The sequence below is a fragment of the Bremerella sp. TYQ1 genome (genome assembly GCF_020150455.1).
In the GTDB taxonomy this organism is placed as follows: Bacteria; Planctomycetota; Planctomycetia; order Pirellulales; family Pirellulaceae; genus Bremerella; species Bremerella volcania_A.
The window spans coordinates 1,097,675-1,122,639 of the sequence record NZ_CP083740.1 but is presented as its reverse complement, the minus strand read 5'-3'; the positions used below and the strand labels follow the sequence as shown (position 1 = coordinate 1,122,639).

15 protein-coding genes are annotated in these 24,965 nt (G+C 48.8%); 6 read left to right on the top strand and 9 right to left on the bottom strand.

Annotated features, from left to right (window positions below; genetic code table 11):
* The first annotated feature begins 2 nt into the window (after nucleotides 1-2).
* Both LA756_RS04070 and LA756_RS04065 read left to right on the top strand, forming a co-directional pair.
* Nucleotides 3-389 (top strand): response regulator, encoded by a 387-nt coding sequence (locus tag LA756_RS04070; protein WP_224438601.1) that lies wholly within the window; start codon nucleotides 3-5, stop codon nucleotides 387-389.
* Between the two features lie 12 nt (nucleotides 390-401).
* Entirely contained in the window at nucleotides 402-1,988 is a 1,587-nt protein-coding gene (locus tag LA756_RS04065; RefSeq protein ID WP_224438600.1) for a hybrid sensor histidine kinase/response regulator, read from the top strand.
* 30 nt (nucleotides 1,989-2,018) lie between these two features.
* On the opposite strand, the gene LA756_RS04060 is transcribed toward LA756_RS04065, so the two are convergent.
* From LA756_RS04060 to LA756_RS04045, 4 genes are all read right to left on the bottom strand, one after another.
* Nucleotides 2,019-3,278 carry an efflux RND transporter periplasmic adaptor subunit gene (locus tag LA756_RS04060; RefSeq protein WP_224438599.1) on the bottom strand — a complete coding sequence of 420 codons (1,260 nt, stop codon included), beginning with the start codon at nucleotides 3,276-3,278 and terminating at the stop codon, nucleotides 2,019-2,021.
* Between the two features lie 39 nt (nucleotides 3,279-3,317).
* The gene (locus tag LA756_RS04055) at nucleotides 3,318-6,449 is read right to left on the bottom strand and encodes an efflux RND transporter permease subunit (RefSeq protein WP_261362087.1); all 3,132 of its coding nucleotides are present in this window, start codon (nucleotides 6,447-6,449) and stop codon (nucleotides 3,318-3,320) included.
* A 115-nt stretch (nucleotides 6,450-6,564) separates the two neighbouring features.
* Nucleotides 6,565-7,263: a GntR family transcriptional regulator gene (locus LA756_RS04050; protein WP_224438597.1), complete on the bottom strand. Its 699-nt coding sequence runs from the start codon at nucleotides 7,261-7,263 to the stop codon at nucleotides 6,565-6,567.
* Nucleotides 7,264-7,432: 169 nt separating this feature from the next.
* Nucleotides 7,433-9,016 (bottom strand): sulfatase, encoded by a 1,584-nt coding sequence (locus tag LA756_RS04045; RefSeq protein WP_224438596.1) that lies wholly within the window; start codon nucleotides 9,014-9,016, stop codon nucleotides 7,433-7,435.
* A gap of 549 nt (nucleotides 9,017-9,565) precedes the next feature.
* Here LA756_RS04045 and LA756_RS04040 point away from each other — a divergent pair.
* The 3 genes from LA756_RS04040 to LA756_RS04030 all read left to right on the top strand — a co-directional run bounded on the left by LA756_RS04040 (nucleotide 9,566) and on the right by LA756_RS04030 (nucleotide 15,072).
* Nucleotides 9,566-11,389, top strand: a complete 1,824-nt coding sequence (locus tag LA756_RS04040; protein WP_224438595.1) for a hypothetical protein — start codon at nucleotides 9,566-9,568, stop codon at nucleotides 11,387-11,389.
* A 52-nt stretch (nucleotides 11,390-11,441) separates the two neighbouring features.
* A complete protein-coding gene (locus tag LA756_RS04035; RefSeq protein ID WP_224438594.1) occupies nucleotides 11,442-13,103 on the top strand; it encodes a metal-binding protein in 1,662 nt (553 codons plus the stop codon).
* A gap of 451 nt (nucleotides 13,104-13,554) precedes the next feature.
* A complete protein-coding gene (locus LA756_RS04030) occupies nucleotides 13,555-15,072 on the top strand; it encodes a reverse transcriptase family protein (protein WP_224438593.1) in 1,518 nt (505 codons plus the stop codon).
* A gap of 50 nt (nucleotides 15,073-15,122) precedes the next feature.
* On the opposite strand, the gene LA756_RS04025 is transcribed toward LA756_RS04030, so the two are convergent.
* From LA756_RS04025 to LA756_RS04015, 3 genes are read right to left on the bottom strand one after another with little or no spacing between them, the layout of a single operon-like run.
* Nucleotides 15,123-18,206 (bottom strand): error-prone DNA polymerase, encoded by a 3,084-nt coding sequence (locus LA756_RS04025; protein ID WP_315858341.1) that lies wholly within the window; start codon nucleotides 18,204-18,206, stop codon nucleotides 15,123-15,125.
* Nucleotides 18,206-19,744, bottom strand: coding sequence for a DNA polymerase Y family protein (locus LA756_RS04020; protein ID WP_224438592.1), 1,539 nt, complete (start codon nucleotides 19,742-19,744; stop codon nucleotides 18,206-18,208). The genes LA756_RS04025 and LA756_RS04020 overlap by 1 nt, the downstream gene beginning before the upstream one ends.
* Nucleotides 19,695-20,414 (bottom strand): ImuA family protein, encoded by a 720-nt coding sequence (locus tag LA756_RS04015; RefSeq protein ID WP_224438591.1) that lies wholly within the window; start codon nucleotides 20,412-20,414, stop codon nucleotides 19,695-19,697. Before LA756_RS04015 ends, LA756_RS04020 begins: the two co-directional genes overlap by 50 nt.
* 109 nt (nucleotides 20,415-20,523) lie before the next feature.
* Here LA756_RS04015 and LA756_RS04010 point away from each other — a divergent pair, with 109 nt between their 5' ends.
* The gene (locus LA756_RS04010; RefSeq protein ID WP_224438590.1) at nucleotides 20,524-21,213 is read left to right on the top strand and encodes an SOS response-associated peptidase; all 690 of its coding nucleotides are present in this window, start codon (nucleotides 20,524-20,526) and stop codon (nucleotides 21,211-21,213) included.
* A 156-nt stretch (nucleotides 21,214-21,369) separates the two neighbouring features.
* Here LA756_RS04010 and LA756_RS04005 read toward each other — a convergent pair whose 3' ends face one another.
* Together LA756_RS04005 and LA756_RS04000 are read right to left on the bottom strand one after the other, a co-directional pair.
* Entirely contained in the window at nucleotides 21,370-24,174 is a 2,805-nt protein-coding gene (locus LA756_RS04005) for an FtsX family ABC transporter permease (RefSeq protein WP_224438589.1), read from the bottom strand.
* Nucleotides 24,174-24,932 carry an ABC transporter ATP-binding protein gene (locus LA756_RS04000; RefSeq protein ID WP_224440474.1) on the bottom strand — a complete coding sequence of 253 codons (759 nt, stop codon included), beginning with the start codon at nucleotides 24,930-24,932 and terminating at the stop codon, nucleotides 24,174-24,176. Before LA756_RS04000 ends, LA756_RS04005 begins: the two co-directional genes overlap by 1 nt.
* Between the last annotated feature and the right edge of the window lie 33 nt (nucleotides 24,933-24,965).

The window sequence follows — 24,965 nt, the reverse complement described above, 5'->3', positions numbered from 1 at the left end:
CAATGTCACCCGTTGTCGTTTGTTTCATTGAAGACAGTGATCTGGACTATGAAATGGGGATGATGGCCATTAGCTTGGAGAACCCCTCCGCTCAGGTCATCCGTGCGATCGGCTGCCCTGACGGCCAGAAGCTGCTCGCTGAGAACGCTCCTCAACTGATTTTCTTAGATCTAAATCTTGCCCGTTGTAATGGTTTGGAGTTGCTCCGCCATATTTCCGAGCGGTATCCAGACCGTCTGAAGAGTGTCGTGGTATTTACGACGTCGTCCAACCCACAAGATCGTGCGATGGCGTTAAACTTAGGGGCTGCAGATTTCCAGGTTAAATCCACCGATCCAAATACCTACTTGAAGACGGTGCAGAGCATCGCGTCGAGATTATTGAACTAGGCCAGGCTGATTTTGAAACTTCATTTTCTCATTATCGACGATTCGACCGAGGATCGAAACGCCGTTATCTCTGCGTTGCGAAAGGATGTGAATGTTCGATACCGATTCACCGAAGCGTGCACAGGCAACGATGGCCTGGAAAAAATCAACGCCTTAAAATCGGAGATCGACCTAGTTGTTCTCGATTATCGCTTGCCTGATATGGACGCGAAACGGTTCGTTGAGCTGCTGCTGGCCAAGCACAGTATTCCGCCTGTGCCCATTGTCTTAGTCACGGGAAGTGTTGACGCAAACCATCTCAACGACGCGACCATTCTTGAACGGGGTGTACAAGATTTCTTCGGCAAGTCGCAAATTACTGAAGACATTTTACCGAGAATTACGCACAACGCGATCGAACGCCACAAGCTACTGCGTAAAGTCGTTGAAAGTGAGCAGAAGGCAGAAAAAGCGATGATGCTTGCTGAACAAGCTAATCGCTCGAAGTCTCAGTTTCTAACGTCACTTAGTCACGAATTGCGAACTCCTCTGACGGCGATCATTGGATTTGCTGAGATCCTTCAGAATGATTTGGGAGTTAACGACGCTCCTAAGATGTTGGGAATGATCGCCAACAGCGGCCAACACTTGTTGGAACTGCTTAACGATCTTCTCGATATTGCCAAAGTCGAAGCTGGTACTCTGGAGGTCGAGTCGGTACCTACCGATATTTGTCGTCTAATCGATTCGGTTTGTGAGTTACTTAAGTACCGAGCGACCGATGGAGGGCTCGATTTTCATTGGGACCTTCCAAGTGATTGCCCAGTGATGGCGAACATTGATCCGGTCCGACTCCGACAGATACTAATTAACCTGATTGGCAATGCGATCAAGTTTACCGACCGCGGTAGCGTCGAGTGTCGAGCTAAGTATGACCACCAATCAGAGAAGTTGCTGATTCGTGTCATCGATTCCGGGCCAGGGATCCCGGAGGATGTCGTTGATCGTATCTTTACTCCATTCAACCAAGGGCCTGCTAGTAGTGAGAAGAAACGTCTCGGTATGGGACTAGGTCTGGCGATTAGCCGTCAATTGGCTGATATGATGGGTGGCTCTCTCGAGCTTGAAGAGACTTCACCGACTGGGTCGGTCTTTAGTCTAGAGCTTCATGCGCCTGAATGTGAAGCATCTGAAGATTCTCAGCAAGACGAATCATCGAGTCATAGTGGAGAAGATGGTGATTGGAGTCGTCGATCTATCTTGATTGCCGAAGACGTTGAGGCTAATCGATACCTTTTGAAGAAAGTCTTTGAGAGACTCGGCGTTTCTCCAGATTTCGCTGTGGATGGAAAAAATGCGTGTGATCAGGTCATTACACGCAAGGAGTCAGGTAGCCCGTATGACTTGATCATCATGGACATGCAAATGCCAGTTATGGATGGTTATGAAGCAGCTTCCTCACTGAAATCCATGGGGATCGAAACGCCAATCATTGCCCTGACCGCAGGGGCGCTGAGCAACGACATCGAACGCTGCCTTGCTGTCGGTTGCGAGCAGGTTTTAATTAAGCCGATTAGCTTCTCTCAGCTGAAAACACTCTTTGCAAGTTACTTCGACTAGCGACATCTTGCAGGCTCTTCCTAAGAATTATCAACTTTCGTTACGAATGCCCTCGACGATAGATACGGACAGGCCATTAGAGAGGCGTTCGCCAGGGTTTACTACAACGCGATCTGAGGCGGAAATACCTGTCGCGATTCCCAGCTTGCCGCCCTGATCTGCTTCGACTACGACGTGTCGCAACTCGATGACATCTTGCGAATTGACAACTGCCAACTGGGCACCATCGGCATTAAAGATCAACGCCGAAGCTGGAACGATCAGGGGTGGATCTGTCCGTTGAACCGGCAGTTTGACTTGGACGTACGAGCCTGGCAATAGCATGCCATCTGTATTTTTTAGCTCGACTTCAACTCGCATAGTGCGTGTCTGGAGATCAATCGCTTTCGCGGTTCGTGAGATATGCCCAGCAAAGGTTCGATTTGGCATCTCACGAACTACAAGATGAGCATTATCGCCGTTGCGGATGCTTGAGGCATAGAGTTGCGGAACGTGAATGATCACTCGTACGCGGTCTGTTCGAAGAAGCCGAAAAAGCGATTGAGCTTGATCATTTCCGGAGGTCACCAATTGCCCAAGGTCGATCGATCGTTCTGAAATCGTCCCATCAAAGGGCGCGTACACCTTGGTAAACGATTGCAATTCTTTGATTCTCTGAAGATCCGCCATGCCTGCAGCGATATCGGCCTCGGCAACTTGAACCTGATGCTTGGCGACAGCAAGTTCAGCTTTGCGTTCGTCGTATTCCTGCTGAGAAGCAGCGTTGGCTGAAATAAGCCGTTCCAGCCGTCCCAATGTGAACCGAGCCAATTCTAGTTGCGTTTCCGCCACTTGCCGCCGTGCTTTTAGCTGCTCCACGGTTGCCATTGCCTCTTGAAGTTGCTGATCAACTTCTGGCGTATCAATCTCTGCCAAAAGCTGTCCCTTGGTGACAACATCTCCAATATCAACGTGCCACTCTTTCAAGTAACCGCTCGTCCTTGGAAAAATTACCGTCTCCTCCTCAGCTTGTATTTCCCCTGGTAATAGCACCTCTATCGACACATCCGCTGTTTCAGGATTTATGATTCGCACTTGCGGAACTGCGTTGGCCCGCTGATCTGCTTCCTCAGCGAGTACTTTATGTTGTTCTACCTTGGGAAGCCATCCAAGAAAGAACACACCGGTAACTACGCCTGAGACACACAAGAGCAAGAGAGTTAGCTTCCAAGGCGCAACGCGAGGTGGGGGCGAAGGAGTGCCTGCTTCATCAATTTCTGCGGACTCGGAAGTATGTTCTGAACTATTCATGATTTCATCCAACGTAGGCTTAGGAAGAGTAACGCGTAATCACGGATCGACGAGCATGTCCATTTCAACCTGTGATTTGGGAGGCCTCTTGCGAAGAAGGCTGTATATCAAGGGAACGAAAACAAGGGTCGCAAGCGTAGCCATTAGAAGCCCTCCGATAACGGCCCGTCCCAAGGGTGCGTTTTGTTCGCCACCTTCTCCAATTCCTAGCGACATAGGCAACATCCCCAAGATCATTGCCCCGGCCGTCATCAAGACCGGGCGCAATCTCGTAACGCCTGCGGCCCATGCTGCGTCGTATGCATTCTTACCGAGTTGTCGCTGATCGTTGGCGAACGTCACTACCAGGATAGAGTTTGCGGTGGCGACACCAATACACATGATTGTGCCCATAAGGGATGGCACGCTGAGCGTCGTCTGTGTAACAAAGAGCATCCACACGATTCCACTCAACGCCCCAGGCAACGCCATCAACACAATGAGTGGATCAATCCAAGATTGAAAGTTCACAACCATTAACAAGTAGACAAGGACGATTGAAAAAAGAACACCAAACGACAATGCAGAGAATGACGTTCGCATGCTTTCCACTTGCCCCCGTATTTTGATCGTTGTCCCACGAGGCAATTGACTCTGAAAATCAGCAACCACAGCGTCTATCTCTGCAGCAACGCTGCCCAGATCCGTTCCTTCGACATTTGCAAGCACATCGATACTTGGCGCGACGTTATAGTGCGTTACGTTGGTTGGACCGACATCCCGCTTCAGTTCGGAAAGGTTTCCCAAGAGTTGCGAATCGGTATCTTCCTGATTGGCAACAATGGGTGTACCTGAAATGGCCGAAAGCGAATCGACTTGACGTTGAGGTGACTGAACAACCAACGGATACTGAATTCCCTTCTTTGGGTCGAGCCAGTAGTTAGGTGATGCCTGTTTACTAGAACTCAATGAGACAAGCACATCGTTTGCAACGTCATACTGCGAGATGCCCATTTGACTGAGTAGCGTCCGATCGGTTTCGATACGCAGTTCCGGTGCGAACGGCACTTGATGAATCCGAACGTCCGATGCTCCCGGTATTTGTTGAATCCGATCCCGAAGCTGACTTGCGATCTTAAAATTCTCTTTTTGGTTGCGACGCGGGCCGACTAATTGCACATCGATCGGCGCGGACAAGCCGAAATTGAGTACCTGGGAGATAATGTCAGGCGGTTTGTAGAAGAACGTCAGTTCTGGGAAGCGACCTTGTAATTTTGTTCTCAAGCTCTTTTTGTAGGCATCGGTGGAAGCGTGATGATGGGCGAGCGAAATTAAAACCTCACCATCCGCAGAGGACATAAGCGTTCCGTCACTTAACGCCAGGTTGATACCACTGTTGGGAATTCCGATATTGTCAATTACAGACTCGATTTCATCGGCAGGTATGACTTCATAAATCGTATCCACGACTTTCGCAAAGTAGCGTTCGGTCTCCTCAACCCGTGTTCCTGCGGGAGCGCGAACGTGCAAACGAATCTGTCCCGAATCTACCGAGGGAAAAAAATCTTGTCCTATTGCTGGAATCAGCAGAAAGGAACCTGTCGTAAAGCCAGCAAACAGAAGTAGGACAACTACGCGGTGAGCCAGCATCCAAGATAGCCCAACACCGTAGCTATCCTTCATCTTGTCGAATAGAGCGTTGAATCTTTCATGGACCCAACGAAAGACGCCTAAGCTACGTTGCTCGTTTTCGCTTGAATGTTGCTTCATCTCGGCCACAAGCAAGTAGCGGGACATCGTCGGTACAAGAGTTCGACTTAGCAGGTAACTGGCAAACATGGCAAACACGACCGCAAGTGCCATAGGGACGAACAGTGCACGGGCCGCTCCTGTGATGAATCCGACAGGCAGAAACACGATGCATATGCACAACGTGGAAACCATGGCTGGCATCGCGATCTGTTGTGCTCCTTCCAAAATGGCCGTCGTCAGTCCCTTGCCTAGGTGAAGGTTACGATGAATGTTTTCAATCTCAACGGTGGCATCATCCACCAAAATACCGACTGCAAGAGCCAATCCGCCAAGCGTCATGACATTCAACGAATGTCCAAGAGCACCAAGTATGGTAATGCTTGCCAGAATCGCTAATGGAATGGAGATCACAATAATCAAAGTGCTTCGCCAAGATCCCAGGAAGAGCAGAATCATGGCGCCCGTCAAACCAGCGGCAATTCCAGCCTCTACCAGCACACCTTCAACGGCATGCCGAACAAAAACGGACTGATCCGCCAGCAGCGTAACTTTCATCTCCTCAGGCAACGTCGCCAAGACGGCAGGAAGACGGTCTCGTACGCCTTGAACGATATCAAGTGTTGAACCGCTGGACTTGAGAATGGGTTGTAACACGCCCCGCTTGCCATCAACGTGAACGATATTCGTTTGCGGAGCAAAGCCATCTCGTACTGACGCCACATCACGGACAAAAACCGTGCGACTACCTACTGACCGAATTGGTAAATCTCCAATGGCTTCAACTGCTTCGGGACTTCCATTGAGTCGAACGTTCATCTCGTGGGCACCAATCTTGACCGATCCTGCAGGTAAGATCAGGTTCTGTGCATTGATGGCCTGAGACACCTCTCTCGCGGAGATTCCCCAAGCGTGAAGCTTGTCTGGATCGATGTCGATCATGATCTGGCGAACTTTACCGCCATAGGGCCATGTCATCTGGGCGCCCCGAACAGGAGCGAGTCCGGGTCGCATTGAATTGGTGGCCAAATCGTATAGCTGTTGTTCCGTCAGGCTATTACTACCAATCGATGCCTGAACAATCGGCACATTGGCTGCGTTGTATCGCATCACCAGAGGCGGAAAAATGCCTGGTGGCATTGACTTTAACGATTGCTGCGATGTGGCAACGATTTGTGAAATCGCGGCATCGATACTAGCCCCTTCTTGCAGAAAGACTTTGACAACACTAATCCCGTTTAGCGACTGACTTTCAACATGTTCGATGTCACTGACAGTAGCAAATAAGACTCGTTCAAAGCTTCCAACGATGCGGGTTTCCATTTCATCAGGAGGTATCCCTTGATAGCTCCAGATGATGGCAACGACCGGAATATTGATCTCCGGAAAGATATCGGTTTCCATCCGCCGTATTGAGATTGCTCCTGCAATCGCAATCAGCATAGATGCAACGACGAATGTGTAGGGGCGCCGGAGCGCTAGACGAACAATCCACATTTCGGTGAATCTCGAAGGAAGGAGGACTGGTAGGATTTAGGGGCGTGCTTCGATCAATTCGTTACGAAGGCGACTCGATCGAACATGATGGGGAGGATTGATTTTCTGAGGTCTCGTCTTCTTCCGCCCAAGCATCCGCGAATGACTCGGAATGCTCGCGAAGCAATCTGCCTGCTTCCAGGCCGTCGCCCGTCGCTAAAGCAGCGACGATAGGATGATGCTCTTCTGCACGGGCAACGATGGCATTCTCTTTCCGAAACAAATTCACGCGGATTCGAGCTTCAAATCGAAGAGCATCCCAGCTTTGCAACAAAACAAGATTTCCAGAAGCAACAACAATACTTCGATGGAATTCAAGATTACCTTGGGCGTAAGCATCGACATCGCCATGATTCGCCGACTTGCAGATTTGCTGAACGGTCTCCTCTAAGGCGATCGTATTGCCCTGAAAATAGGGCGCGGCAAGTTCAGCTGCTCGCTGTTCAAGAATTGCGCGAACGGAATACGCTTCAGCCATTTCCCGAGGTGTAATTTCACGCACACGAGTACCTTTATAAGGCTCTGAATGAACGAGTCGCATCGCCTCGAGTTCTCGCAATGCCTCGCGTACTGGGGTTTGGCTTGTTCCGAATTCCTTCGCGATACCTAACTCAGTCAAACGCTCGTTAGGCTTAAGTATTCCTTCATAAATCCTTTTAGCCAAAGCATTTCGGATCTCATCGCTCATACATTGACGTTCGACCATAATGGCTCCAAGCATTTTCAACTCTCAGGTCCTATATTATCGATAATCTGTGGTCTGTCAATAAGATTGTGCAGTTTCCCTTTCCGCATTGGATTGAATCCGCCCTCTAAATGCATTTGGTCTAAGAGAGCTCAGGTCGTAAATGGCACAACGATGCCGCTAAGAATCACCCCGAACATACGAATTAGTTTCGAGCCGTCCTTTGAGGCAACGGCGGAGCGTCGTAGAGTTCACGCAAACGGTAGTATTCGTTCTTCATCGATTCGCGGAGCTCGGAGGCAGAAGGCTCATCATAGATGCTTCTCATCTCGTGTGGATCTTTCTGCAAGTCAAACAGATTCCATTCGTCACTGACAGGAAAATGGATCAGTTTGTATCGCTCGGTTCGAACGCCGAAATGCTGTGGTACTGCATGCTCACCAAGTTCGTAATATGCGTAGTAGAGTGAATCTCGCCACGGTACCGATTCCCCTTTCAGAATTGGAACCAGGGAATGGCCTTGAATCTCTTTAGGAATCTGCAGTCCCGCTATCTCCAAAAAAGTAGGCGCGTAGTCGATGTTTTGAACGAGTTGATCAGGTTGTGATTTCGGTTTAGCAACGCCTGGCCAGCGTACAATTAGTGGCATCCGAAACGATTCTTCAAACATCCAGCGTTTATCGTACCAGCCATGTTCGCCGAGATAAAAACCTTGATCAGAGGAGTAAATCACGATCGTATTGTCAGATTGTCCGCTATCGTCTAAGTAATCGATCAATCGCCCAACGTTCTCATCAACAGCTCTGACAGTCGAAAGATAGTTACGCATGTAGCGCTGGTATTTCCAACGAACAATTTCTTTCTTGGAAAGCTTGCCAGCGGCAAAGTCACTCAGGAAAGCCTGATTCTGGGGTGAGAAATGCGCGTCCCAAGCCTTTTTTTGACTTTCAGTCATACGATTGTATTCTGGCGTCCCATAGCGGTCAGGCTTTGGCAGGGTAACGTTGCCTCGTTCATCTTTTCGGACTTTCAAGTCGTAAGCCCAGTCGAGATGTCGATCAATCTCCATTTCATTTCCAAGTAACGTACTGCTTCGGTTGGAGTAGTCATCGAAAAGCGTGGTTGGCTCAGGGATTTCAACGCCATCGAAAGCGTCTAGGAGGCGAATCGGAGGAGCAAACGTTCGATGAGGTGCCTTGTGCTGGCACATGAGGAAAAAGGGTTTATTCCGATCTCGGTTTTCCAACCAAGCGATTGATTTGTCGGCCGTGAGATCAGTAACGTACCCTTCAAACCGCTTAGTGGATCCATCCTGTTGAATGAAGACAGGATTGTAGTAGTTGCCCTGCCCTGGCAATACTTCCCAGTGGTCAAACCCGAGCGGATCCGTCTTTAAGTGCCATTTGCCGATCACCGCCGTGTTGTAACCCGATTCTTGAAGCGTCTTAGCAATTGTCCACTGAGATTGATCCAAGCCCATACCGGTGTTTCGCATGAACCCATTTTTGTGGCTATGCTTACCAGTCAAGATCGTCGCACGGGACGGCCCACAGATAGAATTCGCGCAAAACGAGTTGCGAAACAACACACCTTCTTCCGCAAGTCGGTCAATATTTGGTGTCGGAGCAACACTGGAAAGCTCACCTCCGTATGACGAGATAGCCTTAATTGCATGATCGTCTGAGAAAATGAACAAAATGTTCGGGCGACTCTGCGTGGCCTCCGCAGCAAGCAAGAACGAACTGAACGATAGAAATACTAAAACGGTTGCTACATAAACGCGAATCATTTGAGACTCAAAGGTTGATGTCGTGAAAATGGTTCTAACGAAAGACGCCTTGGGGATCTACTTGCCAATCGAGCGTTTTATTCGCCGACAAGCACTTCTCGCATTCTAGCTCCGATCAATTTGATTCGCAGTAGTTTGCAATCTCAGATCTCACATTTCGTTTTCATCACGGATCCCTAAAAGGACTGAGGCAAATCCTTCAAAAAGAAAATAGAATTGGAAAACTGACAAGCAACAAGACGTTGAATTTGCTACCGCGGACGTCTGCCTCTATTTGGAACAAGTACTTTACTTCCGTGGCCTTCAGAGCTAACTCAATCACTTCTCAGGAGATAAGATCATTCCGGCTTACTAAAACAGAAGCCCCTGACTAACAGCCTTTTCTTACTTTTCAGTAATCAAAACGGCAGGCGTCTCTACATCCCATCGAGTTACTCTGAGGCAATGTACTGGGGATATACCCAAGATTTAAGTTGTTGCTGGATTCCGGAATTCTTTTCGGTATGCTAGTTCCATTGCCACTCTTCTCGAACCATGGATGAATCGTAAATGGCGGAAAGCATCGCGTCTGGTAACTCCCGGCCATCGAAGATATTGCTGGAGGAATTATTCGCAAGCGAAGACGATCGCTTTCTCGATATCTTCATTCAGTTCGACTCTTATCAGTTCCTTAAAACCTTCTCGAATCAATGGATCGTTGATCAGCGTCCATGGGCCCGCAAGCAGTTGTTGCGCTACTTGCAGTTACCGCTCAATTTTCCCGGGCATGAAGTCGTTGTTAAGCAGACAATGAAGTCAGCCCTAGAAAAAGGGGACGATGAGCTACTGATTCATCACATGGTCATGCTGGATAGATTAGTTCGTCGTAGTCGAATTAAGACCTATTCGTATAGCTATCGCGTGCGACAGTCCTTTGTTCGTGAGTATTTATTCGCTTGCCCCAACAAAACCGTTCGTGATCAAACTAATCGCTTTCAAGAATACACTTACCTCGGACGTAAAGTACGCGTATCTCTACCTGATATTCGGAATCGTGCCCGCAACCGGTTGTTCTCGCAAAGAACCCGATTCTATTTGCGAAGACGTATCTGGCGCCACTTCCGGTTCATGGCGTATCAAGATAGCGAACGTTATGTCGAGGCGATCACATCAGCATTGGCACTTTACGAAGATTCGTTTTTTGATTCAGGAGAAGCGATCCTCGACAACTGGTCGTTGATGCACGCGTGTTATTTTTGCGCACCGGAGATTTCTTTTACCGAATCTCATACCAATATTGTTCGTGGCCAATCGCTGGCAACTTTGAAAGCCGCGCCTTACCGGCCGGAAGCATGGACGATAAGCTCAACTGCTTCGAAACTCTGGAACCTATTGGCGAATGCTCGAAGTCAATTCGTGCGAATGTGGACAATCGAGATGCTTCGCAATGTTCACGGAGCGTGGCTGGAAAATGTTTCAATTCATGAGTTGATTCCACTGCTTTCTAGTGGGAACGCAACGGTCGCAGAGTTCGCGGTCGAGCTATTTCAAAAACATCGATCGTTGTCTAAAGTCGACATCGCAACTTGGCTGAGTCTGTTAGATGGTGCCGAGTTTTCTGTTCTTCCAATCATCTGTGAGGCAATGAAAAGCAGTATTGACCCTGCTCGCCTGAGTGATGAACAACTCGTTGATTTAACGACTGCTCGTCCTGCTTCCATTGCAAAACTGGGTCTAGCTTGGCTCCAACAACGGCATGAACAGCATCCGCTAAGTACCGACCATTTGCGCAGACTTGCTTCGGCACGATGTGAATGGGAAGCGAACGCGATTGCCGACTGGGCCATCGTCGAACTGACACAGCCAGAGCGATACTCAGCGGAATATTTGTCGGAGTTCTTTGACGCTAAGTCTGCGGCGATTCGTTTTTCTGCTTGTCAGTGGCTGACTAGTGTTCTGACGTCGAAAATATCGGATCAAACATTACCAACGCAACATGATCCTCATCTTTGGCTCAGGCTCATTGAAACTCCCTACGATGAAGTAAGGTTTTCGTTGCTCGATTTGCTTGGGGATTTCCTGGATAAAACTCCAGAGCAGATAGACGAGTCGATCTCCGTCGATCAATACGTACGAATCCTTTCTGCAGTTGTTCTTTGTGTCAATCGAGGTTCACGCAATAAGCCGAAAGCCATTAATCAACTGTCGGCCCTTGCAATCCGTAATCCTGAGAAGTCCGACGTTGTAATCCCCGTATTGGCAATCGCAGCACGTTCCATCCGTGATCCCGAAAAGGCTGCCGGTTTATCCGGACTAGCAACGATCATCAGCCAGCATCCCACTTTGGCAGCCCAGGTTGAAGGCGTTATTTCGGAATGGCAGTGGCAGGAATAGTTTCATTGTTCCGTCGTTGAGTTAGGAACACGAAATTTAGGGGAACATGGAAATGAACGTAAGTATGAAGTATGCCGGTCGGAGTGGGATATTCGACGTCTCCGGGGGAGCAAAGCTTCTTCAATTGGCGCCTAATTTAGTCAGGGAACAAGTTGCGTTCGATGCTGCCTTAAAACGGCCGCTCGAGTTCCGTGAGGCAATCAGTGCTTTGCACGATGTAGTCATTAATGATCTGCGATTTGAGCCGCGTGATAAGTCCTCCTATCAACAATGGCAAGCCGATCAGCGTAAACTCGAACAGGTGATTCGACGATCTGCGATCGATGAAAAACGAGAGGCCATTCGGCAAGGCAACGTCGATAAGCCATCATCGGAACTTAAAACAGCTCATACGGCCGCACTAAAGAAATATTGGGCTGCTCGCAAATCTCTAGATCGCCAGCTTAGAAAAGAAAATAAAGAGCTATGGCGACGCTTGATGCCGTATGACCCGGTGATCACCGTGGCGGATGATGTCGTGTTTTTTGAATGCTTCTCAGTAGATCAATCGAGCTACGGATGCCTAACGGTTGATAGAGGCGATGGCTTCGGCGAATCAGGTCAGACCCAACTTGGCACAACCAATGTAGATTACTCGTGGGACCTCTATGACAGTTTTCAATCCCTGCGAACCTATCGGCAAACTCGATTTCAAATTGATCCAACTGCGTTTGAAGTTTCTACGGAAGCAGGCGGAGATCAGCATCGTGAAGAAAAGATTGAGTTGCCCGATGGATGGCTAAGCGGATTCGTTCGCTTGCAATCAGCCATGGCGATGCCAATGCGGAAGGTTTCTCTCCCGGTAGCAGCCGTATATTCGCTCTTGGCATTTATTAAGCGAAATAAGGCACGTGCAAGCCCGCGAGCGATTCGATTTGAGTTGACGCCCGGCCAAACACCGCGACTTGTGCTTGAACCTTGGGAAAAGCCGATCGAGGCCAACGGTGCAATCTACGACGGCCCCCCATGTGAACCGATCCGAATCTGGGGACGTCGCAGACTTTTAACTTTATCGCGCCTACTACCAATTGCTGACAAAGTGGACGTGTATTTGCTAGGAACCGGGCTCCCTAGTTTTTGGGTTGTTCGCATGGGAGCTATGCGTTTGACGTTAGGTCTCAGTGGTTGGACGACCAATGACTGGTCGGCAGGAAGCGCGATTGACATGCTAATGCCGCAGGAAAAAGCACGACCGACCGCCGTCGCTTCTATTGCCGAGACGTTGAGTATTCGAGGGGCCGCATCGCTTGAAACAGTTGTGGGCAGTGCTTATTTATCCAAAGAGGTGACAACTTCTGCACTCAACGAATTAGCTTTGCGGGGGCAAGTGATCTTTGACTTGCATGCTGGTCTGTATCGCTGGAGAAGCATTTTGCCACTTCCGCTTTCAGATAAGGAGATCGCTCCTCCTCACCCCGAATTACGAGCTGCTGAAGAATTGGCAAAGTCTAAAAAGGCTCGAATTCGCGAAGCGATGGTGGGTCCACGTAGCGGGACAATTTTAATTGGAAGAGTAGACGGAATTGACTGCGAGACATTGATTGATGGAGATGGAATAACACGCCGCGGAAAGTGCATTTGTGGCTGGCATCGCAAATCCGGAATTCGAAATGGTCCCTGTCGACATATTCAGGCATTGCGAATGATTCATAACCAGCGACAAGTGTCGGCTTAAACCATTTTTCATCGGTGGACATCGGAACAAATTTAATTCGTTCTTACTTAGCCACCAATTCAACTATTGAAATCACAACCATTAACTCCTACAAACTAAGGATTCATGACGGGAGCGAGGTGACGATTCAAGACTACCTTGCTGCGGCGATCCGCCGCGGTCGAGTTTTGCTTCCCATTCTTCCCCAAGGTCGTTGTTCGTTTGGCCACCACTACCAGGTAGTGCGTCAACCAGGACAAGCCGAGGCTTTTGACACACTACCTGGTAGTGGTGGCCTTGGTGAACGACCTCGGTCCGCAGACGTGAAGTTGTTTCGTCACCCGCTCCGGTCATATTTCTCATCATGGGATTTTTTCAAAATCTGAAACGACTGTTTGGATTCGATGAATCTCATTCTGCCACTCAGTCAAAATCAACCGCGGACAATCCATCGTCGGTTGAACAGCGAAACTTGTCTCCACCATCAGAAAGCGGTCAGGCGTCTGAATTTAGTCCTGCCGCATCGCGTCCGACGACATCGTCGCCAAGTCCTCCCCCTGAAAGTGAACTATCTGGGTTGGACGCATCTCGCTTTCAGCCGATTTCGCACGACGACGCATTGGAAGCGACGTCTGACCCAAGTTGGAAGACAGCCTACTTTGACCCTCTAAACGTGATTCCTTCTGTTTCGCTCCCGCGCATTCGCGTAATCGATCAGACAATGGTCGGCATGGGGCTAATTACGGCGGAGGAACTTGCTGAGATCCACGATGTCGGCGAGCAGATGTCGCAGTTCCGAACCGACTACTACGCGATTCAAGCTGCAGGCCAACAAGCCGTTCAATCGTCGAGGGATGCCCAAGCGGCACGTAAAGCTGAACTCAAGCGACTTGCCGAGCAACGCAAACAGGCTCACGAGGAAGCCGTTGCGAAACGGAAAGCAACAGACATCGTTTTTTTAGGACGTGGCGTATCGAAGGGTCTCGCAGACCGCCGATCCAATATCGAAAGATTGCAAGCCTGTAGACTTCCCCTTCTTTCCTCACCTGCGGATCTTGCAGATGCACTGGATGTATCGATAGGCACGCTTCGCTGGCTCGCATTTCATCATCCTGCCAGCAGGACGACACACTATCACTGGTGGAAGATCCAAAAAAGTTCTGGAGGTGAGCGAACCATTTGCTGCCCCCATTCCAAGCTCGCCAATGCTCAGCGATGGATTCTTAATAATATTCTTGGCAAGGTTCCCTTGCATGATGCGGCTCACGGTTTTGTTCCAAGTCGAAGCACTCTCACCGGAGCGAAGCCGCACATTGGGTCTCGCGTACTAGTAAATGTTGATTTAAAAGACTTCTTTCCGACAATCGATTTTGCGCGAGTCGCCGGGCTATTTAGGGGCTTGGGATATTCTCCGGCCGTCGCCACGATTCTGGCTCTGCTAACAACCGAATCTCCTCGCATGCGTTTACGCTCGGGGAAGACAACACTCTACGTTGCGGTAGGCAATCGCTCGCTGCCGCAAGGAGCTTGTACAAGTCCCGCTATCTCGAACTTGATTTCACGGCGAATGGATAAGCGTTTGTTTGGCATCGCAAACTCAATCGGATGGCGTTACACACGCTACGCGGATGATCTTTCGTTTTCTTGTAGTGACCGTGAAGATAAAGTGGCTTACCTCCTTGCCCGTGTTCGTCACGTAACGTCGGAAGAGGGTTTCCAGATAAAGGAGTCTAAAACACGTGTTCTTAGGAAGAATTCGCAGCAATCAGTGACGGGAATTATCGTTAACGACAAGGCGTCGATCGATCGAAAAACGATTCGGAAGCTACGGTCAATTTTGCATCGAGCCAAGTTTGAAGGCCTCGAAAAACAAAATCGACTAGGCCATCCAAATTTCTCTGCCTGGCTAGCTGGCATGATTGCCTACGTTGAAATGGTAAATCCAGAGCAAGGCAATAAGCTACGATTAGCGTATGAATCGCTAGGCTAAGAATCATCGAAGCGATTGTCGCAGGCACAGATTTGTTAGAGGTCACCGAGTTAGCGAAAGTCTCGAGACTTTAAATTGAGTCGGGATAGTGCCTTAGACATATCTTCTAGTCGTCGCACAACCACGTGTATCACGCTGTCCTTCTTTTCAAGTTTTCCGAAGACAATCCAAGCTTGGCTATGTCGCGTGACCTTTCGGAATTGATCCCAGGTTTTTTGATGTACAACTAGATTCATTTTACCTGTTTCATCTTCCAGAGTGACAAAAGTGATGCCTTTTGCTGTACTGGGGCGTTGTCTAAGTAAGACAATTCCAGCAACTTGAACTGGGGAGTTATTGGGAAGGTCAGCTAGTTTGTCTGCAGCTTTGATTCTTAACTTGCTTAATCGTTCTCGCTGAAAAGCGATGGGATGCGAGCGAAGAGACAGGCCGGTCGATCGATAATCGGCATAGACTTCTTCTTCCGGCGACATAACTGGCAACCTAGCCGAGGGCTCTGATGATTCACCGGAATCTTCGAAGAGCCAACGTTGTCTTAGTGAATCATCCACGGCAAAGGCATTCCAAAGAGCATCTCGCCTCGATCCTTGTAAGCTTGCCAATGCGTCGGCATCTGCTAATCGCTCGACTTGTGACTGGGAAAGATTCGTTCTTTGAACTAACTCTGTTATCGAAGTAAACGGCTCAAGAAGACGCTCTTTGATAATTGTTTCGGCGACAGGTTTTGACAGGCCACCGATGAGCCGAAACCCCAGACGAATACCATTGTTTTCAATCGTACAGTCCCAATGGCTACGATTTATATCAATGGGAAGTACGCTGACTTTGTGTTTTCTGGCATCACCGATAAGTTGAGCAGGCGCGTAGAACCCCATCGGCTGGCTATTTATAATGGATGCCGCAAACTCGGCTGGGTAATAATGCTTCAGCCAAGCAGAAACATAAACGAGTAAAGCGAAGCTCGCGGCGTGGGACTCAGGAAACCCATATTCACCAAAGCCTCTGATTTGCTGGAAGACACGTTCCGCGAATTCCCCCTCTAAGCCATGATCTCGCATTCCATCGAGCAGTTTTTGTCGAAATTGATCGATGATGCCGGGACGTCGCCAAGCTCCCATGGCACGGCGAAGTTGATCAGCTTCGCCAGGAGTAAATCCAGCCGCAACAATTGCTAACTGCATGCATTGCTCTTGAAAAAGTGGAACACCCAGCGTTTTTTTTAGCACTTCACGAATCGCTTCATTGGGGTAAGTAATCTCTTCATCCCCGTGTCTTCGTCGCAAGTATGGATGGACCATATCTCCTTGAATTGGACCTGGGCGTACGATTGCAACTTCGATGACCAAATCGTAATAGCATTGTGGCTTTAGCCGGGGAAGCATGCTCATTTGAGCCCGGCTTTCAATTTGAAATACACCAATGGTGTCAGCCTTGCTAATCATGCCGTAAACGTTTTGGTCCCCTTCAGGAATGTTGGCAAGTGTCAATTTATTGCCTGTATTGATTTCAACCATCTGAAACATCTTGCGAATGGCGGTAAGCATTCCCAAAGCCAGACAGTCCACTTTCAAGATTCCCAAGTCATCCAGGTCATCTTTATTCCACTGGACGACGGTTCTTCCTTTCATGGCAGCGTTTTCTATAGGGACCAAGTCATGCAAAGGGCCACGAGTGATGACCATGCCGCCGGTATGCTGAGACAAATGGCGAGGAAAGCCGATCAATTCTTTGACGAGATATAAAAACTTGCGTCCTAAATCTGACTGATCATCTAAGCCCATTTCACGGCAGCGACTGGAAAAATCATCTGTCGAACGGTAATGATCTGCGTTTTTGGCTAACCGATCGACCAGATCGAGTGATAAACCTAAAGCTTTACCGACATCTCGAATTGCAGAACGCGGACGGTATGTAATCGTTACGGCTGCAATCCCAGCTCGGTCTCGCCCATACTTCTTATAAATGTATTGCAGAACTTCTTCGCGGCGTTCATGCTCGAAATCGACATCAATGTCGGGAGCTTCATCTCTTTCGCGGCTTACGAATCGTTCGAATAATACGTTAATGCGGTCTGGCTTAACCGACGTGATTCCTAGGCAAAAACAGACGACCGAGTTTGCCGCGGACCCGCGCCCCTGACATAAGATTCCTTGCTTACGAGCAAAACGCATTAAGTCCCAAACCGTCAGAAAGTAAGGCTCATACTGCAAGTCTTCGATCAGCTGTAGTTCGTGATTTAATAGTCGTTGAACTTTCTGAGGAATGCCCTCAGGATAATGTTCAGCTGCTCCACGCATCGTTAACTGGCGTAGATACTTAATGGGGGCCAGGCCAGAGGGAGCAAGTTCCTCGGGATACTCGTAGCGAAGTTCATCTAGACAGAATTGACAGCGTTCGGCAATCTCCTGAGTCCGATGCACCGCCTCCGGAATATCCTTGAAAATTGTCTTTAGACGCTCCAACGGCCTTAGATGTCGCTCAGCATTAGGCTCTAAATAAGCTTCGATTTGCGCAACTGAACTTCGTAAGCGTATTGCTGTGAGAACATCGTGCAATGGCTTACGAGTTGGGACATGAAAAAGAACATTCCCCGCGGCTACCAAAGGTAAAGAGGTATTACGCGAGCATTCCCAAAGCCAAGCAAGTCTCTCGTGGTCATGAGCCCCGTGACATAGTTCGGCCAGCAAATATGATGAACTGCCGAAAATATCGCGATATCGAAATAAATCATGCTGGCTTCCAGAAGACCATGCTTTGCTTGTGGGAATCACCCCTGCTAGAAGTCCCTCGGTATGCTTGGCAATATCGTCAACTGTAATTAGGCATTCCCCTTTAGGGGCCTTGCGTCTGCCACACGTAATTAAACGACATAGGTTTGCGTAGCCTTCGCGATTGGTAGCCCAGAGTACGACAGGAGATCCATCACTGGGGCGAACTTCAGAGCCGATAATGATCTTGAGAGAATGGTTCTTGGCTGCAGTATGAGCTCGAACGATTCCGGCCAACGTGTTGCGGTCTGAAATGGCTAATGCTGAATATCCCAATGCAGATGCCTGGGCCACCAGCTCTTCTGGGTGTGAAGCTGCCTCCAGAAACGAGAAGTTCGTTAAGCAATGAAGTTCTGCATATTGCATCAGAACCACTCCCCGTGCCAAAACCAGCAATCATCCTGGAGTCGACGAAACACCCATAATTTTTGTCCATCGACCGTTGTAACGCGGTAATAATCTCGCCGAACCGCTAGGCCTAGCCACCAGCCAAACTCAATTCGTTCAGGCCCCCAACTACGAGTAATTTGAAGACGTTTAGATTTCCAAAATAATACTTTTGGCGGCCCCTCTGGAATAACAGCAATCGCGTCGACTGGCCGTGGTTTAGAAAATAAAGCGGGAGGCCGGTCTAAGGGAAACAACTTGGTAGGCTCTTGGGAAATGTTTTTTTCTTTAGTTACTGGAATCAAACGATAAGCAAGCTCAGGAATGTGACAGGAACGAAGCACCGGGCGGGCAACAGCATCCTTTCCCAGACGGTTAGATAGACGATCCAGCAACTGTAAAAATTGACGATTCTGTTCGTGCCTTACTTCCGAAATGATTTCATCTTGGAGATGTAGAATTGGAGAGACCTCCAAGGCCTCTAGTTCAACTCCTACAAGAGGAGTTTGCCATCGCTGATTTTCCAATTGCAAACGGATAAGATCTGCCAGGCTACCAACGTTTGCCTGAGGTGTACAAAGTCGAACATTTATTTCGTGACACTTCCCGTCTTCAGTGAAGAAATGACAACACAAATTCTGGGTACCTAGCCGCTTGGGAATGAGAAGACCAATCAATTTATTCAGAGCAGTCGTCCAAAATCGTTCGATCGATTCTGCATGAGTGAGACCATGCTCCAATGATTGCTTAATCACGAAACGGAGTAACGGCCGGGCAGGTGTGATGAATTCTTGTCGATTGCCTGTCAGCTGATCAATGCGTTTCAGTAGCTCGTCACCAAACCGTGCCCAAAGCGATGCCCGGTCTAATCTCATGAGTTGGTCCACTGTCCGAATGCCAAGCCGATTTAGCTTGACCGCAGTTTCATTAGGGATTCTTAGTGTTTCAATAGAAAGATTGGCCCAGACATCATTGTTACTTTCCGTGAGAATTATTCGCGATGAGCAGCGATCACCAAGACTATGGGCAACCGCCCAAGCCATTCCAATTGTGTTGGCAATTGCCACCTTTGAGACAAGTCTCTGGGCTGAAAGCTCCTTTTGTAAGTGTTTGATTAGAGTTATTTCATCTGTAAAGAAGTGAGCAATTCCCGTAACATCCATTAATAAACATTCAGGAGATTCTGACTCATCCAAACCGATACGAAAACTGTATGCCTCACATATCACCGCTAAGTCGGCAAGCGCTGTACTGTCCTGAAGAAAATTCAACGGTCGACTTACGAATCTTCTGTGCGACTTCGCAAACGTTTCCGCTTCAGAGACAGGCATTCCAGGAACAATTCCGAACTGCTTTGCCAATGCATTGCATTGATAGACGAAATCTCCCTTCTTGGTACTCTCAGTAAGAATCAGCAGACAGTTCGCAAGGTCTGATTCTTGAGAGATAAGCCTCTGAATGGACCAGTCAGGAAACCAACAACAGAGAATTCTTGGTGGCAAGCTGGTGGGAGTCATCGATCGAACCTCGATGCTTACTAATCATGATATCCACAGACGAACTCGCCGTTTTTCCTTGGCAATAAGCAACCGAAATTCGGTAGCGAGGTGATTCATCCGATGCTGGTAATGATGAAACCAGCAAGCGCACTTCGGCCCAAGAGCTTTGACGTAATGCAATAGAAGAACGTACGAGAAAACAAATGACCTTCGATTTCTCCACGGCCAAACGCAAACGCCTCGCGGCAGTCAAAGATAAATGATCAACTTGCATCCAGACTAATCCAACTGCCTGACAGCGCAGTATTTCTTCACATGCCCAGAGCACATCTCGCTTACAGGCAGGTCGCACAATCACAACGCGAGAAAGGTCAAAGCCTGATGCGGATAAGGCAGGAGGATAAGTCTGGCATTCAGGATCCACAATGATGATAGGAGACTTCTTTTGAGCGACTTGCTGAGCCACCAAAAGTGATAACGTTCCAGCACCACTAGCCGATCCGCTACTGATCCATTCAACAAGGCTCCCTTGGCGAATACCTTGTGAGGGGAACAAGTCATTCAGGCCATGAAACCCAGTTCCTCGGACAGTCGTTTCGGTGGAACATGTCCCCCTCTCTAAAGAACGAATCTGCTCCTGGAGATGGGCAATCACGTTTGTCGATCCGTTAAAATGCATGTCCTTCATCGTTGCTTGATCCTCGACACTGAATATGTACATACGTACACAATTTGTCAAGCAGTCGAAAATCGGAGGCATAATTTTTGTTCGTCACAGTAAGCTCAGGCGAAATACGATGTGCGGTCGCTACACCCTCCGGACAAGGCTAAATCAGCTGCTTCAAATGTACTCAGCAGAGTCAACCATTGAGATAACTCCTCGTTACAATATCGCTCCAACTCAAATCGTTCCGGTATTGCGTTTCGATCAAGAGAGTGGTGTACGAGAGATCGTCACTATGAAATGGGGGCTGATTCCAAGCTGGGCCAAGGACGAATCAATCGGCAACAAGATGATCAATGCACGATCGGAAACTGTAGATGAGAAGCCTGCCTATCGATCTGCCTTCAAGCGAAGGCGGTGCCTAGTACTTGCGGATGGCTTCTATGAGTGGCAGAAGAAAGGAAGCAAAAAACAGCCTTATCTTTTTCAAAAGAATGAGGCAGTTCCATGCGGTTTTGCAGGTCTGTGGGAAACTTGGAAGAAAGACAATCAAACAATCGAATCATGTACGATCATCACGACGACAGCCAACGAATTGGTCCAAGATGTCCATGATCGCATGCCGGTAATTCTTCAAGATCAGTACCTTGAGAACTGGCTTAATAACGAATACGACCACGCGGATCGACTCAAAACGATGCTGGCTCCATATCCTGAAAGAGAGATGATGCGAGACCCGGTCTCGTCTATGGTTAGCTCTCCCAAGAACGACCAAATCGAGTGTACTAAACCCGTCAAAACCCAAGATTCATTGTTTGACTAGAACTTTGAATGCCTATGCTCATTTCTTCAGTTCAGTTAGCAATTCACGAAATCAACTTGGCGTTTTACCGAAAACGAACACTTCGATTCCGTATGCACCAGTAGAAGTGAATCATCACTCCATTGCAAACCTCTGCTTAGGCATTTAAACAGAGGTTCAAAAGGAGCCTCTGCCTTGTTGCAATAGTGCAAGAGGTTCTGTCTTACCGATCAGATACGCTGGCCAGGCAGCGCTTAGGATGGCCAGAAGAATCAATCCTGAGAGTCCAAGCGAAATGGCATCCCACGGGATGACAAGATCTGGTTGCATGCCTCCGAAGAAGCTGATGTATTGAGCAACCCCGCAGCCGCACCATCCACACATCACTCCAAAACCCAAGCTTAATACTGCTGCCACAATCCCAGTAAGAAGACCTTCTGCTAGAACGGCTCTGACGATTGTCCAGCTGGTGATTCCAATTCCTCTTAGCACACCAAACTCCCACCGACGAGCGCGGACCGATGCCAGAAACACATTCAGAACTGCGATACTGGCAATCATTGTAGCGATCAAAGGTACCTGGCTAACAAGCCAAATCCAGCGTCTGGCAGCACCACGAGTTCTTTCTCTAATTTGCTTTACGGGAACAATATTTATATCTACCTCTGTATTTGGTGACACAGTCGTGTCAATTCCCTGAGACCCCTTTCTTAGGAACGCGTTAGCGTGTTGCTCAATTAAGCTTGGATCCGCACCTGGCGAATCGAAGTCAAACCAGATGTGCGAAGGTTCTAGTAGCCCGAAATCTTCTGCCACTGGGGCATAATTCGCAAACACTAACGCGGCGGCCCGATGCGTACGAGTGCGAAACCCTGTCAGCTTTGTCTGCCAATGCCAACCTGGAAGCTTGACTGCCCCTGCGATCTCGTAAGAGACGATATTTTCTACATTTTCAGGGGGAACGAGAGCAAACGTATCACCGACTTTTAAGCCAGTCTCCCGAAGGAAATGATCCGGCACAATACAGCCACGCCCAGCAATGAGCTTTTCAGTAGCAGCTTGGGGGCTACCTTCTACCCAATCAAATTCCAAAAATGGCTCTTTCCCTGAAAACGCTCTCGTTGCATCGATGCCAACAAGAACAATATTATCCTGCCGTATGACAGAAGCACGTTCAGCACTCTTGGCAAGATCTTCTTGCAATCGAGGTTGTTCGACAACGATCGGAAAACTTTGCTCCAAGTCGATACCTGGTATTCTTGAAATCGCAATTGTCTGATCTGCAGAAAGCTTGTTGGCATGGAGTTGCAAAAGTGCATCAGGAGCCCATTGTCCTGGAATAAATCCCTCCAGCATCGTAAAGCCCCAAACTTGAATGCCAATAAAAAGACCAACGCCAACGGCCAAAGAAATAGAAGCCCCAACGGTTCGCCAGAGGTGACTGGTAATCTGACTCGCCAACAAACTTGGATTAATCCTCAACATCTTGGCGAGAACAGGACTTAGCCAGCGATCCACTCCAACAACGATAGCTGGTGACACGAAAACAAAGCCCAGCGCCATCGATGCGAAGCCGATCACCATCGAGATCGGTACGCTGGCTTCTGATACAGGCGGAACTAGAAAAGTAAGGACTGGATTAACAGCAATTAACAGTAGCCCAAAAACAAATCCAACTCTCGAAAACGACTTGTCACTGACTGCTTCGTTTCCCCCGGAGGACATCGCGTCCAATGGCTTCACGTAAGTTGCTCCCACCGCGGGAATCAACGCGGCAACAAACGCTCCACCCAGTGTTGCGGCCATTCCGAGAAGCACGCCATGACGTCCAAGTACAACACCGTTATCTAGCATCTGGGATGCAACGGTGCCGATAAGCAGCAATGTCAAATAGCTTATACCGAGACCGATTGCAAAACCTAGACAGCCAAGAAAGAGTCCTTCCAGCATGATCAGTTTGGCAATCTGAAATCGCGTAAATGAGAGTGACCGGAGAATGGCATACTGCCGGATTCGTTCGCTGACTCCCATGCTTAACGTGCACAAAACCACGAGAAACGCTACCAATAAGGATACACCAGTCGCGGCATACGATTGCAGACGAACGTTGGCTGCGGACGAGCTTTGATCAAGTGCCTCCTCGACTTCAAACGCTTGCTGAAACTGGACAGGCGTTGCATAGGAAGAGAGCTTGGGTCCCCACCCGAATCGAAAAGAGTTGATGTCCGTCTCTTCTCGTAATGAAACAGCAATTAAACTGATCTTTGGGCGTTCTCCTAGAAGTTCCTCGGCAGCCACCGCGTTTAAGAACAATTCGCCCTTGCTGGGCGCGAGAATCGGCAACGCTGAATCCCCTGCCCCTTTTAGCTTGGGGGCATCGAGTATTCCTTTTACCTTCAACAAATGATTCTGATCATTCCGTATCAGAATCATTCCATCGCCGACCTCGAGACCCATTCTCTCAGCAGTTTCTGTCCGCACGACAGCTTGAAACCGATCGGCATCTTCTGTTGAAAGCCATTCCCCTTGCGCCATTTCAAACGGCGGCTGGGAAGCATCAGTGAACATCAGCAGCGTACCAGGTAAGCTGCCGGGAGGCCTGAACTGTGGATCACGATCAAAGTTGGAAGGTTTTTCTCCTTTACCATGCTTAGCAGTAGAAAACGTTGACTTCTCAGGAACCACTTCAGCACGAACAGCCCACATAGGATCGGCATTCGCAATAAAATTGTCAGCCCTGAGATCTGCCAACACTTCCTCCGGGATAAACTTTTCTTCTTTTTGCTCGATGGGGGCCACGGCCAGTTCGTAGCGTCCCATCGACAGATTCGCGTAGTCGTCAAATGTTTTCTCTAGTGCATCATAGCCACTAGCAATCCAAATAACTAAGCAGGTTGCTGCGGCGGTTGCCAAGACGGTTAGCGCTACGCGAACTGGAGAATCCCACAACATAGCCCACGCAAGCTGAAATATCTTTTTCATCAAACGGCCCCGACGCCATCACGAAGAAGACTTTGATATTGCAACGCAACGGACTGTGGATCACGTGAGCCATCAGGTACAAATTCGGCAACGTTGTTGCCATCTCTCATAACAACGACACGATCGGCCCACATGGCTACATTTGGTTCGTGAGTAACTGCCAAAATGGTACGCCCTTGCTCTCGCGATAGCTCCGACAAAAGTTGGCAGATTTGTTGGCCTGCGTCGTAGTCTAAACTTCCCGTCGGCTCATCGGCTAATAAAATCGCAGGGTCACAAATTAACGCTCGTGCAATAGCCACTCGTTGCTGTTCGCCACCTGACAAAGCGCCTGGCTTATGTAATCGCCTCTCGATAAGGTTCAACCGCTGAAGTAAATGATTGACGCGATCACTTAAAGTAGAACTAACCGGAGCCGGAAGTCGAATGTTATCTTCCGCAGACAAGCTTGGAATGAGATTGAAAGCTTGAAAAACGAGGCCAATTTCCTTTCCGCGAAATTTGGTCAATCGCACATCGTTCAATTGTGAAAGGTCTTGGCCGTTAACGATCACCTTTCCGCTATCGACGTCTGTTAGTCCGGCAATTGCATGCAACAACGTACTCTTGCCAGATCCGGAAGCTCCCATGATGACAATGAACTCGCCAACCTGCGCCGTAAGGTTGACTTTGCTGAGAGCAGTAATCGATGTTTGAGCACGCTTAAATTGCTTGCGTATTCCATGTACGACCAGCGGCGACGATGGTCGGGTAGTCATATTCATCAGGAGTGCCTGCCTGTTCGCGAAGTA